Origin of the sequence: Acinetobacter lwoffii (genome assembly GCF_024129685.1) — a bacterium.
In the GTDB taxonomy this organism is placed as follows: Bacteria; Pseudomonadota; Gammaproteobacteria; order Pseudomonadales; family Moraxellaceae; genus Acinetobacter; species Acinetobacter lwoffii_X.
The window spans coordinates 138,556-153,122 of the sequence record NZ_JAMXXL010000004.1; the positions used below are offsets into that span (position 1 = coordinate 138,556).

13 protein-coding genes and 2 pseudogenes are annotated in these 14,567 nt (G+C 42.7%); 8 read left to right on the forward strand and 7 right to left on the reverse strand.

Annotated elements, in window-relative coordinates; translation table 11 throughout:
* Positions 1-32 precede the first annotated feature (32 nt).
* Together NI464_RS03390 and NI464_RS03395 are read left to right on the forward strand one after the other, a co-directional pair.
* Positions 33-1,097: a flavin reductase family protein gene (locus tag NI464_RS03390; protein ID WP_253137759.1), complete on the forward strand. Its 1,065-nt coding sequence runs from the start codon at positions 33-35 to the stop codon at positions 1,095-1,097.
* 14 nt (positions 1,098-1,111) lie between these two features.
* On the forward strand, positions 1,112-2,206 hold the full coding sequence (locus tag NI464_RS03395; RefSeq protein WP_253137749.1) for a fatty acid desaturase family protein: 1,095 nt from the start codon (positions 1,112-1,114) through the stop codon (positions 2,204-2,206).
* Positions 2,207-2,401: 195 nt separating this feature from the next.
* On the opposite strand, the gene NI464_RS03400 is transcribed toward NI464_RS03395, so the two are convergent.
* Together NI464_RS03400 and NI464_RS03405 are read right to left on the reverse strand one after the other, a co-directional pair.
* Positions 2,402-3,055: an HAD-IB family phosphatase gene (locus NI464_RS03400; RefSeq protein WP_253137750.1), complete on the reverse strand. Its 654-nt coding sequence runs from the start codon at positions 3,053-3,055 to the stop codon at positions 2,402-2,404.
* The gene (locus NI464_RS03405; protein ID WP_004646653.1) at positions 3,022-4,230 is read right to left on the reverse strand and encodes a DUF1615 family protein; all 1,209 of its coding nucleotides are present in this window, start codon (positions 4,228-4,230) and stop codon (positions 3,022-3,024) included. The genes NI464_RS03400 and NI464_RS03405 overlap by 34 nt, the downstream gene beginning before the upstream one ends.
* Positions 4,231-4,310: 80 nt before the next feature.
* Here NI464_RS03405 and dusB point away from each other — a divergent pair, with 80 nt between their 5' ends.
* Both dusB and NI464_RS03415 read left to right on the forward strand, forming a co-directional pair.
* Entirely contained in the window at positions 4,311-5,336 is a 1,026-nt protein-coding gene (gene dusB / locus NI464_RS03410; RefSeq protein WP_253137751.1) for a tRNA dihydrouridine synthase DusB, read from the forward strand.
* Between the two features lie 249 nt (positions 5,337-5,585).
* Positions 5,586-6,263 (forward strand): hypothetical protein, encoded by a 678-nt coding sequence (locus tag NI464_RS03415; protein ID WP_180087243.1) that lies wholly within the window; start codon positions 5,586-5,588, stop codon positions 6,261-6,263.
* Between the two features lie 55 nt (positions 6,264-6,318).
* On the opposite strand, the gene NI464_RS03420 is transcribed toward NI464_RS03415, so the two are convergent.
* Positions 6,319-7,362, reverse strand: coding sequence for an NAD(P)H-dependent flavin oxidoreductase (locus tag NI464_RS03420; RefSeq protein ID WP_253137752.1), 1,044 nt, complete (start codon positions 7,360-7,362; stop codon positions 6,319-6,321).
* 207 nt (positions 7,363-7,569) lie between these two features.
* On the opposite strand from NI464_RS03420, the gene NI464_RS03425 reads away from it, so the two are divergent.
* The 3 genes from NI464_RS03425 to NI464_RS03435 all read left to right on the forward strand — a co-directional run bounded on the left by NI464_RS03425 (position 7,570) and on the right by NI464_RS03435 (position 10,181).
* Positions 7,570-8,829 (forward strand): putative DNA modification/repair radical SAM protein, encoded by a 1,260-nt coding sequence (locus NI464_RS03425; protein WP_004646658.1) that lies wholly within the window; start codon positions 7,570-7,572, stop codon positions 8,827-8,829.
* Positions 8,829-9,608, forward strand: coding sequence for a TIGR03915 family putative DNA repair protein (locus tag NI464_RS03430; RefSeq protein ID WP_004279976.1), 780 nt, complete (start codon positions 8,829-8,831; stop codon positions 9,606-9,608). Before NI464_RS03425 ends, NI464_RS03430 begins: the two co-directional genes overlap by 1 nt.
* Positions 9,609-9,671: 63 nt before the next feature.
* Positions 9,672-10,181 (forward strand): hypothetical protein, encoded by a 510-nt coding sequence (locus NI464_RS03435; protein ID WP_004646660.1) that lies wholly within the window; start codon positions 9,672-9,674, stop codon positions 10,179-10,181.
* A gap of 53 nt (positions 10,182-10,234) precedes the next feature.
* Here NI464_RS03435 and NI464_RS03440 read toward each other — a convergent pair whose 3' ends face one another.
* The 3 genes from NI464_RS03440 to metK all read right to left on the reverse strand — a co-directional run bounded on the left by NI464_RS03440 (position 10,235) and on the right by metK (position 13,554).
* Positions 10,235-11,446: a YeeE/YedE family protein gene (locus NI464_RS03440; RefSeq protein ID WP_253137753.1), complete on the reverse strand. Its 1,212-nt coding sequence runs from the start codon at positions 11,444-11,446 to the stop codon at positions 10,235-10,237.
* Positions 11,447-11,711: 265 nt separating this feature from the next.
* Positions 11,712-12,056 carry a hypothetical protein gene (locus NI464_RS03445; protein WP_005104359.1) on the reverse strand — a complete coding sequence of 115 codons (345 nt, stop codon included), beginning with the start codon at positions 12,054-12,056 and terminating at the stop codon, positions 11,712-11,714.
* Positions 12,057-12,387: 331 nt separating this feature from the next.
* Entirely contained in the window at positions 12,388-13,554 is a 1,167-nt protein-coding gene (gene metK / locus NI464_RS03450; protein WP_253137754.1) for a methionine adenosyltransferase, read from the reverse strand.
* Positions 13,555-14,026: 472 nt separating this feature from the next.
* On the opposite strand from metK, the pseudogene NI464_RS03460 reads away from it, so the two are divergent.
* Positions 14,027-14,410 (forward strand): annotated as a pseudogene (locus tag NI464_RS03460) (pilin).
* Here NI464_RS03460 and NI464_RS03465 read toward each other — a convergent pair.
* Positions 14,388-14,567: pseudogene (locus NI464_RS03465) on the reverse strand (hypothetical protein); the annotation flags it as partial. The pseudogenes NI464_RS03460 and NI464_RS03465 sit on opposite strands and share 23 nt — an antisense overlap.

Consider the following 14,567-nt stretch of genomic DNA (forward strand, 5'->3'; position numbering starts at 1 on the left):
ATAATTAAAAACCCAAGGTGATGTCGCAAACGATGCATGTACTCCAAAAACTTAAAACGCCGTTGAATGCACTGTCTGACAGTGTAATCGATCAGCATGCGATTAATTTCTGGATTCAGAAACTCAATCCTGTATGGTCGTTGAATCAGCCATTAGGCAAGATCGTGCACAAAGAAAATGCAGCACAGGATATGCTGAGTCTGAAAATTCAGGTGAATCGCTTATTTAAGTTTGGTGAAGCAGGGCAGCATCATCCGGTCTATGTGGTGGTGAATGGCATTCGTTATGAACGTAGCTATAGCTTGACCCGTGTCGATTCTCAGCATGTGTTGCTGAATGTGAAAAAAGTCGATGCCGGTAAAGTCAGCACATGGTTTGCAGAACAGGCACAAGTGGGTGATGTGATCGAATTTGGTCACCCTTATGGTGATATGACCTTGCCTGCGCAGACGAGTCCATTGATTTTGCTTGCAGCAGGGAGTGGTATTACTCCAATGCTCAGTATGCTGGAAAGCTTGAGCAAAAAAGGTGAACTATCTGCACCAGTCACTCTCTGGTGCTGGGTTAAAAAAGATCAGGATGCCGCATTTAAAGCACGGTTTGAAGAGCTTGCTCAGAAACATGCAAATTTCTCATTTCATGTGTATGCCACTCAAGAACAGCCAGCTGCTGCACGTCTGGATGAAACCTATCTGACCGATCTGCAAAATCTGGAAAATAGCATCGTATATTGCTGTGGTCCTTCAGGTTTTGTATCCAAAGCAGAACAGCTTTTTGCTCAGGCAAAACAGTTTAAAGGTGAAGCCTTTAGCATGAGCTTGGCGGATCAATCGGATACCGGCTTTATTAATGTCACCCTGACCCAGTCGAAAAAAATGGTCAGCATTCCAAAAGGCCAGTCCATTCTGGTGAGCCTGGAACAGCAAAATATTAAACCGACCCATGGTTGCCGTATGGGCATTTGTAATAAATGTGCCTGCAATAAAGTAGAAGGTTCGACCAAGAATTTGGTCAATGGTGCACAAAATACCGAACCCGGCAACCTGCTCAAAATTTGTATTAACTCAGCGCAGACTGACCTTGTCATCGACTTATAAGCGAGTTTTATCTTATGAATATGCCAGTAAAATTACAGTATTTTAAAAATCCTAAAAACCGTGAATTAACCCAGTTTGAACTTGATGAACTTGCACGTGAGCTCGATGCGATTAAGCAAGAAGTGCTAGATGATCTAGGTGAAAAAGATGCGAAATATATCCGTCGTGTCTATTCAACGATTCGTTATTCATCGATTGCCGGTCGTGCCTTGCTGTTTGCAGGCTGGTTCCCGCCAGCATGGTTGTTAGGGACAGGCCTGTTGGGCTTTGCCAAAATTATGGAAAATATGGAACTGGGTCATAACGTTATGCACGGTCAATATGATTGGATGAATGATCCTAAACTCAATGGTCAGACCTATGAATGGGATATCGTAGGGACTTCAGACAACTGGCGTCAAACTCATAACTTTAAGCATCATACCTATACCAATATTAAAGGTATGGATGATGATATCGGTTATGGCCTATTACGCCTGTTCCCGGAACAGCGCTGGAAACCGGGTTATTTACTACAACCAATTTATGCAGTGCCATTCTGTTTATTGTTCCAGTGGGGTGTTTCGATTCAGAATCTTGAATTGGGTAAATACTTCAAAGGCCGTAAAAGCAAAGAGCAGACCAAAGAAGAATGGCGTCCAATGCAGAGCAAAATCGGTAAACAGCTGTTTAAAGATTATGTATTCTTCCCACTCATCGCAGGTCCTGCGGCTTTACCTGTTTTGACCGGCAATATGGTGGCCAATGGTCTGCGTAATATCTGGACCTTTAGTATTATTTTCTGTGGCCACTTTACCAAAGATGTAGAAGTATTCCCGAAATCGGTACTGCAAAATGAAAGTCGTGGTCACTGGTATATGCGTCAGATCCGTGGTTCATCCAACCTGACCGGTTCTGAAGCGTTTCATATCTTGACGGGTCATTTAAGTCATCAGATTGAACATCATTTGTATCCTGATGTACCTGCACGCCGCTATCGTCAAATGGCGCCAAAAGTTCAGGCTGTTTGTGAAAAATATGGTTTGAACTACAACAATGCTAGTCTAGTTAAGCAGTACGGTAGCGTGATTAAACGTATTGTGAAATATGCATTTCCATTTAAGAAGTAATTTTTCTTAAAGCTAAAAAAACCACTTCAAATGAAGTGGTTTTTTTAGCTTTAAGAGGCTAATACTTCAGGAAGTAGAAGTCCTGATTGCGAAGCTATTTAAGATGATTTCAAGGCATAAAGTAAAAAAGTTAATCTGCCATTTATAGTATTGTCTAAAGGTGTTTAGTAGATCAGCCAGATAAAATAGAAAGGACTAATATGGCATCGAATTAGATAAAATATTAATTTTTGGAAGGTGTTTATCATGCCCTTCGAGATAACGTTGATCCGCTAGACTCAACATTTCTTCATCCTCCTCACTATTCCCATAAGCATAAATTTCCGCATAATCTTGCAGTTTATATTTTTCTAGAATTCTAATTTTCTTTTGTGTGTTACTACAGTCAGGAGTTTGATAAAACCCTGTCGTTTTCCCAGCTTTGATTTCAACTTCGCTACAGATTAAATCGATATTTAAATAGCTGCAGACCGGTTTTAAATATAAATCCAGAGATGCGGAAACTAGCACCACTTTATGGCCTAATTCTTGATGTTGTATAAGCTGCTCTAACAGTTTGGGATTTAATTTAAGTATCAGTTTTTGCGCATAGTCCTGAGCCAATTGCAGAATTTCCTCTGCATCACTGTTTTTAAACATGCTGGCATACAATTTGGGACGCATGCGGTGCGCAGGGTAGAGTTTTAAATAATAAGCCTGAATCCACGGCAAAATTTGCAGGCCGCGTTTCACAATATGCCGTTTTCTCAAGGCATAAAAAATGAACCCGGTAAAACTATCATGCAGATACAGGGTTCCATCAAAATCAAATAAGGCTAGAGTTTTAGATTCTTGATTTTGCGCATGCATGTTTGATATCGACCATCGACGCGGGTAGCAAACCAGTTAGTATTATAATCACGACTTAATTTTGGTCCGGAAATAACCACTTCAGGCATAATGGCATAGATAGGATCTTTACCCGTTTTTTCCTGATAAAGCTTGCTGACACCACGATAAGTCATCGTATCTTCAAAGTCTTTGTCTTTTTCTTTCTTTAAATCAGCTCTGATCTGACGTTCAGTAATAATAAAATTATTTTTGGCAAAAACACTGATCAATTCACGCTCAGATTGACTCTTCTGTGAACGGATCGCACCATCTTTGGTGTAGAGTAATAAATCGCCATCCAGATCAAGTTCGGCCTCAGTCAAATCATTCAGCATGCTCTGAAAAGCAGCATTTCGACTGGAATACATGCCCGAGTTATAGTCCGCAAAACGGTAAATCGGCTTGTCATAATCTGCCGGATACATCATCAGGCGATGAATCCCATAATACAATCCCCCATATTGACTATAGAGATCGGTACGCAGTTCTGCAATATTGCCACCTTGACGTTTATGCTCTTTGGCATAGCTGATATGCACTTGCATTGAGCCCAAGGTGGTAATTGGATTCATTTTCTCGCCAATATTCTGGCCGACTAGTTTGGCAGCACCAGTCAGGGCGCTAACATGATAGTGTTTCGACATATAGTCAAATATTTCACGATATAATTCGTCGAGTTCACGTTCCGTTTTAACACGGCGCATCTGGCTCAAGTAGTTGTCTTCAGGACTCGGATGGTTCTTGAGAACTTCCTGGAAATATCCTGCAACTGTGCCACCAATTGCTTGACCGAGTTTATCTTTGAATTTTTCATCAAGGCGACCTTGGACTTCCTTAACCGCCTTTTCACCCAAACCCGGAACAGTAGGATCTGCAACAAAGTTAGATTCCTGATCAACCACTGCCACAATCGTACAAACATTTTCCTTGGTCTGAGGAATGCCGAGCTGTTCGGTAATGTCATAAATATCTTGTGCCCAAGACTCACGTTGGTTGACACGGTTTGGAATAGCTTTGCGAATATGTTCAACTTCAAGTGTCGGTTCATCATCTTTTGACCACCATGAACCATTGCCACAACCGGCAAGACCCAGAGAAAGTACAAGTACAGACAATGACTTAAAAGAAAAACAAGAAGCGAAAGTTTTATTCATGGTGTCGTAAATTAATTGAAAAGATGAGCGAATAAGGCAGATGCAGTATACTATGCCCATCAAAAAAGTGATGAATTTATATGTATATTGGTCCATATCAACTGTCAAACAATTTGATTGTCGCTCCCATGGCAGGTGTGACCGACCGTCCGTTTAGAACCTTGTGCAAATACTTTGGTGCAGGCCATGCGGTCAGTGAAATGATGACGTCTGACAAAACTTTGCGCATGAGTAAAAAAAGCTTATATCGTGCCAATTTTGATGGAGAGTTGGCCCCGATTTCAGCGCAGATTGCTGGTTCAGATCCCCATGATCTGGCTGAAGCGGCACGTTATCAAGTGGCCAATGGTGCGCAAATTGTTGATATTAATATGGGTTGCCCAGCCAAAAAGGTCTGTAACCGACTCGCCGGTTCTGCTTTATTGCAGGACGAAGATCTAGTAGCACGCATTCTGGATGCTGTCGTTGCTGCAGTTAATGTGCCAGTGACCTTAAAAACCCGTCTTGGTTATTTGAACGGCCAGGAAAATATTATACGGGTCGCCAAACGTGCTGAACAAGCCGGGATTGCGGCACTGGCTTTACATGGCCGTACCCGTGAAGACATGTACCTGAATACCGCACGTTATTCTTTAATCAAAGACGTAAAGGAAATGTTGAATATTCCCGTGATTGCTAACGGTGATATCGACAGTCCTGAAAAAGCCAAATACGTGCTGGATTATACCGGTGCAGACGCAATTATGATTGGTCGTGCAGCACAAGGTCGCCCCTGGATTTTTCGTGAAATTGCCCATTATTTAAAAACCGGTCAACATCTTGATGCACCAAGTATTACAGAAGTGAAAGATGTGCTACTGGGACACTTGACAGAATTATACGAATTTTACGGCGAATATTCCGGCTGCCGGATTTCCCGTAAACATATTGCCTGGTACACCAAAGGTTTGCGTTCCAGCAACGAGTTTCGCCAGAACATGTATCAGGTGGAAAATACGGCTGATCAATATCGTGTGGTAGAAGATTATTTTAATGCATTGCTAGAACATGGTTTAACCATGAATGATGTGCAGGTCGAGCATGTGAATTTACTGGAAACCAAGTAATGACGGGTAAAATTCAGCGAATCAGGTAATATTTTTTGCATGAAATCCCTACCTTTTTTATCTTGAGCAGGCTGATTTTTGCATTTTGTTTACACTTCAGCCTGTCTAATACATAGCAGCACAGTTTGTTCACTTAAACTGGACAGGACTTGGACATTGCTTACTCAAGCTTCCTCTATGATGAACCTATCCAGATATAAACCAGATGTGATCCATCTTGTTTATCGTCATCATTGAGGGAGATCTGTAATGACAAATACCAATCGTCCAGTCACAGAGTTTAGCCATAAAACGTCAACGGAATTGCCACAAGAACGCAGTGAAGGCCTGAATATCAATCCGACTGATACCAATGCACGTCCAGATTTGAATACACCCGTGAAAGATAATCCTCGTGTTCCAGACATGAATGAAGGTGAAGATAATCTGGCTGCCACCAGTGCCGGTACTTTGGGCGGAGCTGCGGTAGGTGCAGTTGCAGGTCTGGTAGGTGGTCCTCCAGGTGCAGTGGTGGGTGGTATTATTGGTGGCGTTGTTGGCGGTATTGCGGGTAATGATATTGCAACGCCTGATCATGAGAAACAGGCAGATAATTACCAGCACCCAGAGAACTTACCTGAGGCAGATAACTATCGACATCCAGATCATTTGAGAGCAGAAGATAATTACTGGAGAGATGAGTATCATAATCGCCCGTATTTCAATGAAACGCGTAGCACATATGGCGATCTAGATTATGATCGTGATTATCGCGGTGCTTACCGGGTCGGTTATGAAAATCGTCCGATGTATGAGCATGATACGGATTTTGACCGTGCCGAACCTGAACTGCGTACCAAGTGGGAACAGTTAAAAGGTGAGTCCCGCCTCAACTGGGAAGAAGCGAAATTTGCAGTTAAAGATGCCTGGCATCGTGTCACACGCTAATTCTAGATAAATTAAAAACCTCTCCATGTGGAGAGGTTTTTTTATGATTCAAGTATTAAAGATGCTTCATTTCCAGTATGAGCTGGTTAATCAGATCGGAAGCTTCCATTTCACGAATCTGTGCCACGTTCGAACCTGCCCAGAATGCACCATAACCTTGATCCCCATGTTTGGCAGCAGCAGCATGTAATTGCTTGGCCAGATCATAAGTATATGGATAAGCCGGAACATCCAGCCGATCGGGTGTATCCACTTCAATATGCCAGTGGTTAATGATGCCGCGTGCAGGACGACCGGAAATACTGGCACTCACCTGAGTGAGTGGCTTGGAAAATAAGGCTTTACGATAGGCATCATTGGCATTAGAAGATTTACACTGCACAAATGCAGTCCCAAGTTGCACGGCATCTGCACCGAAATCCATCATTTGACGCGCTTGCTCACCCGTCATAATCCCGCCTGCCGCTACAATCGGCAAGGAAGAATGCTGTTTGATCAGCTTCACCAGATTGGAGGTTTTGACTGAAGCATCAAACTTGGTCGAGAAAATCCCGCGATGGCCACCAGCCTCAATACCCTGCGCAATAATGATATCAATTCCGGCTGCTTCAATGGCTTTAGCTTCGGCATAATTGGTGGCAGATACCATGGTCAGAATCCCGGCCTGTTTTAGGGCTTGAATCTGATGCGGATGTGGAATCCCAAAATGAAAGCTGACTGCTCGCGGTTTGATTTCTAATACCAGATTCAGAAAGTCATCATTGTCTTTAAAACTCGGATAAATACACTCCAAATGATCTGGTGCCTGAGCGCCATATTCGGCAAATTTATCTTTAAACTGTGCAATCCATGCCTGCGCTACAGCCTCATCTACAGGAACAGTGTCATGACAGAAAAAATTAACCTGAAAAGGGCAATCTGTCAGTTCTTGAGTCTTTAAAATCTGTTGTCGCGCTGCATCAATACTGCTGGCCCCCAGACCCAGTGAACCCAAGCCGCCCTGATTGGACACTTCGGCAGCAAGCTCGGGCGTAGAGACACCTGCCATCGGTGCCAAGAAAATAGGATGTTTAATTCCGAGATTTTCTAATAAAGACATAGATTTGCTCCTTGTTATGCTTTTACTTTGCCTTTGAGCACAAAATTAAGCAAATCATATTGGTTATTTTATTTTGAAATACTGCAGCATGGGTTACGTGTTGTTTACATTTCTTGCGACACGCTACGTCGCCAAGAAGATAGAACTTTTATTAGCCTAGAATTGAACACTTTATAATAGCTTTTTGGTCACATATTCTCTGAGCTCATGTCTGATCGTATCCGTGAAAAACTGCAAATTTTAGCCGATGCTGCCAAGTATGATGTGTCTTGTTCATCTAGTGGTAGCAACCGTAAAAATAAAGACAAGGGTGTGGGCAATACCGGGAATGGCATCTGTCATAGTTATACCGAAGATGGCCGCTGTGTTTCCTTGCTGAAAATTCTGTTCTCTAATGTCTGTATTTTTGACTGTTCCTATTGTGTTTCGCGCCGTTCCAATGACGTCCAGCGTGCAGCATTTACCGTGCAGGAAGTCGTGGATTTGACCATGAATTTTTATCGGCGTAATTATATTGAGGGTCTGTTTCTCAGTTCGGGGATTTTTAAATCGGCCGATCACACCATGGAACGGATGCTGCAGGTCGTCAAAAAATTAAGACTCGAAGAAAACTTTAATGGTTATATTCATCTGAAAACCATTCCGGGTGCATCACAGGAGATCATTACCGAAGCCGGACTGTATGTCGACCGTATGAGTATTAATCTTGAAATGCCGACGGAAGCGGGACTGCAAAAATTTGCGCCTGAGAAAACCCATGCCGAAGTACAAAAAGACTTGGGCATTGTACGCGACCGGTTGATCCAGCTCAAAGATGAACGCAAGCTGATCAAGTCAGTCCCCAAGTTTGTACCTGCCGGACAAACCACACAGATGGTGGTGGGCGCGCATAGTGAAACCGATCAGGATATTATTTTGATGGCTGATCGGCATTACAAGGAATTCAAGCTGAAAAGGGTGTATTTCTCTGGTTATATCCCGATTAATCCTGAAGATAAAGCCTTACCCGCCATCGGTTCAGCACCGCCATTATTAAGAGAAAACCGTCTGTATCAATCTGACTGGCTGATGCGTTTTTATGGCTTTGCTGCTGATGAAATTGTCGATGATCAGCATCCGAATCTGGAGCTGGAGATTGATCCTAAACTCAGTTGGGCCTTGCGTCATTCTGAAGCCTTTCCAGTCGATATTAACCGTGCCGACTATAAAATGATTCTACGGGTACCCGGCATAGGCGTGCGTTCTGCCCAGAAAATTGTACAGGCACGCCGTTTTGGACAGATTCATATTGACCAGCTAAGGCGCATGGGCGTGGCTTATAACCGGGCGCAGCATTTTATTCGCTGTGCGGATACACCGAAATTTAAGAAAGATCAGCACGCCCATCAGATTCGCCAGCAAATTTTGATGTCAGGGCAATCCAAATATCAGCAGCAACTTTCACCTCAATTAGGATTTGGTTTCTAGTGGCAAGTTACTGTTTTGATGGCAGCATGACTGGTCTGCTCAGTTGTGTATTTCGTGCTTTCGAGTTTAAAGAATTTAACGTGATAGTGACGGCCAATCCTCAAGCACAAACAGGTTTATTTGATGAATTTATCCATGTGGCCTCTAATGATCAGCATGGGCAGCGGGTGTGGCAGGGATTAAAGCAGAAAGTATCTTCCAGCAGTTTGCGTGCTTTTTACTATACGTTTTTGTCAGAGCAGGAAGCAGCGTTCCAGACTCTTTTTGATTTTGCAGTCTATGTCTTTCAAAACCAGCGTCCAGTCGATAAAGATTATGGTCATACTGCGGTGATCGGCATGTCGCAATGGGCCAAGCAAGTGGGGCGGGAAAAGCATCGTATGGAGGCTTTTGTACGCTTTAAAAAAGCCAAAGATGGTTTGTTTCTGAGTCTGGTCAGACCGGATTTTAATGTCTTGCCGATTATTTCCCGACATTTTCAGGAGCGTTATCAGGATCAAAGCTGGCTGATTTATGACGAGCAGCGTAATTACGGTATTTATTATGATTTAAGGCAGATGCATCAGGTCGAGATGAACGCTGAAATAATCGATCCACAAATCCGGATTGGTCATAGTCAATCATTCAGTATTGAACTGGATGATCAAGAGCTGCTATATGATCAGCTCTGGAAAGACTATTTTAACAGTGTGAATATTCAGGCGCGCAAGAACATGAAATTGCATATTCAATATGTGCCAAAGCGCTACTGGCGTTATATGAATGAGAAATTACTTTAAACAGTACATCAAGCTGCTTTCAGGCATAATAAGCATTGGTATATTTAAATTGAGTGTATAAACATGAAGGTATGGCTAACGTCATTAGCGCTGCTCACTGGATTAACTGCATGTTCGGAACAACCACAAAAACCGGTCGTAGATCCAGCCAAATATCAGGTTCAGACCGCACAGGAACTGCAGCAACGTTTTGATGCACTCAATGTCCAGTTAGCCCAAGACTTTCAGAAATTTAAGAAAGTCGAAAGCATTGCTTTCGCACACCAGTTTCCTTTAGATGTCAATAATCTGCAAAGCTTGAACCAGCATCTCGTTAGCAGTACCGCATTAAAACCTAGTAAAATCGCCTATTGCGATATGATGAATAGTTATTTTGCCGATATGTTCCGTTTGGGACATTACAATCTGGAACTGGTCGATGACATTAAATTGCCCAATGCCAAGAATGAAAATTTAAAAGCTAATTTCTCTGATGCTGATCATTTTTATACCTTTATTCTGGATCGTTATACGACTTATCGTCAGGTTCAGCAGACCATGGGTTATGGCTGTAATTTAAAAGCTGCGCTGTAAATCCTAAAGCCAGAAAAAAGCCCATCACAGATGGGCTTTTTTGATTTTAAGCATTAGCAACCGGTCAGTTTTTCAGGCTGCGGTTTTTCATTCGGGAAGAAAATCGGACGAAGTTTTACCCCGATCCCATTACCAATAAAAGCGAAGACCAGCCATAACCAGCCATGCAGACTACCAGAGGCAATCCCACTGAAATATGCGCCGATATTACAACCATAAGCTAAGCGTGCGCCGTAGCCCAGCATTATGCCACCTACAACAGCAGCAATCAGTGAACGTTTTGGAATATTGAAATTCGGCGCAAATTTACCTGCCAAACTTGCTGCCAACAAAGCACCCAGCATAATACCGAAGTTCATCATTGAGGTAATATCAAACCATAATGATTCTGCCAGTGCTTTGGCATTGCCTGCTTTTTGCCAATAATCCCAAGAAGCTACATCAACACCTACGAGCGTAGCACCTTTGGCACCCCAAACTGCCAGCGCAGAGGTCACGCCCCAAGGACGACCTGCCAGTGCCAAAGTGGCAAAGTTGAGCAAGGTCAGAATAATACCGCCCCAAATCAGAGGCCATGGACCACGAACAAAGCGCTTCCAGCCCTGATATTCACTGCGTGGCTCAATTTCCAGGCTACCATGACGTTTCTTTTCAAAATAAACAGTCGCCGCAGCAATGATGGCAAAAACGATAAAGCTCAACAGCAATCCAGGGAGGACGCCTAAACTTTCTACCAGTGAAATAGGCTCAAGATGTGGCAGGGCAAACCACCAGTCAAGGTGGGAGGTCGCAATCACAGACCCGATACAGAAGAACAAGAGCGTCACCAGCATACGTGCACTACCGCCACCTACGGTATACAGGGTACCTGATGCACAACCGCCACCGAGCTGCATACCGATACCGAAAATAAAGGCACCAATCATGACTGACATGGAAACAGGGTTAACATTGCCTTTGACTGGGTTGCCGAACAATTCACCTGCACCTAAAGCGGGGAAGAACAGTAAAACTGCCAGCGCCAGCATAATCATCTGCGCACGTAAACCACGGCCGCGACGTTCCTTGATAAAGACACGCCAGCTCGAAGTAAAACCAAATGAAGCATGGTACAGGGTCATGCCCAGTGCACCACCAACCAAAAATAATAGGGCCTGATTTAAGCCTACGATTTGATAGGCACCGATTGTACCTATGATAAGCAAAATAAAAGCTGCCCAGACCGAAATATTCGACCGTTGGGAAGCAGCAACAATGACTGACATGGGAGATTAAATTTTAAAAATAAAGGCTGGTATTCTACTGAATTTCAGTTTAAATGCAGCCCGTTTTGCCGATTCAATCACAATTAAGTCATTCTAATACTTGATAAGTTTTATCAGTTTATGTGATTTTGTCGACTCATTTAGATAAAAAATGATCCCATCAAGAATTAATGCAATTTCAATTTAGATCATTCGCTATTTAAAATCATCTCTAATAAAAAAGCCTGCAATCGCAGGCTTTTAAACATCAAGCTGAATCCTAAAATCAGTTTTCAGCTTTTTCCCGAACTTCTCCGGCACCTTCCTCAACTGCCGCAGCTGTTGCTGCAGTTGCTTTACGTGCTGCTTCCGCAGTGGCATCTGCTGCTCTAGACGTTGCAGCAGCTGCTTCGTCCGCTGCCTGAGCAGTATTTTCCGCGGCATTATCCATTGCTCGTTCGGTTTCTACCGCAGCCTCACGGCTGGCATCTTCCATATCATGACCGGCTTGATTGGCTGCATTTTCTAAATGCTCACCTGTGGTTGCGCCGGTTTCAGGCGCTTCTTCTTTACTACAGCCGACTAAGGCAACAGTGGTCGCCAAACCTAAAGCAATCAGTAATTTATTCATCGAGTAATATCCTTTTGTTGTTGTAGAGCTGCAATCTAATTTAGCAGCCATTTATTTAGATTTATGCTAGCAAATAGATCAACATTTGTTGATTAACTGTAACTTTTTTCGATACTTATACTGTAATGGCTCAGTCGGAAGTTGTTTTAAGTTTCATGGAATAGTGATATTCACAGAGAGGGAAGTCTTAATAGTATCATTCGATAGGCAGGTTATAGTATGAAGCTTGGCATTTAAATATTTGTCATCACGACCTAGAGATAATTCTAAAGATGAAGAAATGAAAGACATAAAAAAAGCCCGCATGATGCAGGCTTTTTTTAAGAAAAACTTATAGATCAGCAGACGCTTTAAGCGCTTCCACTTTGTCAGTTTTTTCCCAGGTAAATGCAGTATCTGAACCTTCACGACCGAAGTGACCATAAGCAGCAGTTTGCTTATACATCGGCTGGATCAGGTCAAGCATACGGGTAATGCCATATGGACGTAAGTCGAAATGTTCACGAACCAGTGCAATAATCAATTCTTCAGAGACTTTTGCAGTATTGAAGGTATTGATTGAAATTGAAGTTGGCTCAGCAACACCAATCGCGTAAGACACCTGAATTTCACATTTGTCAGCCAGGCCAGCAGCAACGATGTTTTTCGCTACATAACGACCTGCATATGCAGCAGAGCGGTCAACTTTAGATGGATCTTTACCAGAGAAAGCACCACCGCCGTGACGTGCCATACCACCGTAGGTATCTACGATAATTTTACGTCCAGTCAAACCACAGTCACCCACAGGACCACCGATCACAAACATACCCGTTGGGTTGATGTGGAATTTGGTCTCTGCATGGAACATGTCAGCAGGAATGATTTTCTTCACGATTTCTTCAATCACAGCTTCTTTCAGGTTTGCTTGCGTGATTTCAGGATCATGTTGAGTCGAAAGAACGACTGCATCTAAACGAACTGGTACGCCATTTTCATAAGCAAACGTTACCTGGCTTTTTGCATCTGGGCGTAACCATGGCAAGGTGCCATTACGGCGTAATTCAGCCTGCTTTTCCATTAAACGATGCGCATATGAAATCGGCGCAGGCATTAATACATCAGTTTCGCGGCTTGCATAACCGAACATCAAGCCCTGGTCACCGGCACCCTGATCTTCAGGTTTCTGGCGGTCGACACCCTGAGCAATTTCAGGTGACTGTTTACCAATCATGTTGATCACGGCACAGGTTGAACCATCAAAACCAAGATCAGAATGGTGGTAACCAATTCCGTTTACGGTATGACGTACAATTGCCTCAAAATCAACATTTGCTGTCGTTGTGATTTCACCGGCAAGTACAACCGCACCTGTTTTTACAAGCGTTTCACAAGCAACCCGTGCATATGGGTCTTCTTTTAAGATTGCATCCAAAATAGCGTCACTGATTTGGTCAGCCATTTTATCTGGATGGCCTTCGCTTACAGATTCCGAAGTAAATACAGCGTACTCGCGCATAGTCCTATCACAGTTAATTTTAAAGACCCGATATGTTACATCGAGTTGCGCTCTAGGACTAGCTTAACAGGACAAAATTGGTCGAAATTGTTTCAAATTATTGTGTTTTTAATTGATTAATAGAATTAAAAAAATTGATATGTCTATTTAGGCAGCATTATTGATTGGGGAATAGGAAGCAATAATATTTTAATCCCTCAGACTGTCATAAAATTAAATGCTTAGATTTCCGATTAAATCTTAAAAAAATAGATGATAGAAAAAATACAAAGCTCAAAATTCAAAATTTACTTAAGCAAGTGATCATTACATCAATAAAGCAGATTCAGACAGTGCACCTTACGACCAACTGTCTTGTCGATGTTCGGGTATATCTTCATATTAGCCTAAGTCTTTCACATTAGCTGTTTAGGAATGTCGACATCTTTTGCTATGGACTTCTTGGAGCAAGACTATACGGAGATCAGAAATCATGTATCAAAAGGCATTTACCCTGATTGAAGTGCTGATCGTGTTCATCATCATCGCGATTTTAGTGACGATGGTTTTTATGAGTTATTAAGCTTATGTCGTGCGGAATCAATTGGCCGAAGTGTTTGAACAGGCTGGAGCATATCGAACCCAGTTCATTGCTTCGGATCAGCACTGTGATGCCGGACGCCAGATTGGTGGGCATGGTCAATATATCGAAAAAGTCATTATTAATGCCGCTTGCCGGATAGAGTTCAAGATACGAGAGCAGGGTGTAGATACTGCGATTCGCGGGAAATCAGTCGCTTTTGATGTTCATAGTGGCAAATGTTATTCCACTGATATTCAGCAGCGCTATTTGCCTAAAGATTGTCAAGGACAATAAGTCTGCCGAGGTTGGAAATTAGCCTAAGCAAATTAGATTTCACCTGTATATCAAACAATCCTGCCAATATTAGATCTCTTTCATAAATCAAAAAATGATCTTCTTTTTGGTTAATATTTGCACTCCAAATTTCTTGGCATTCGTGCATAATCTGCGG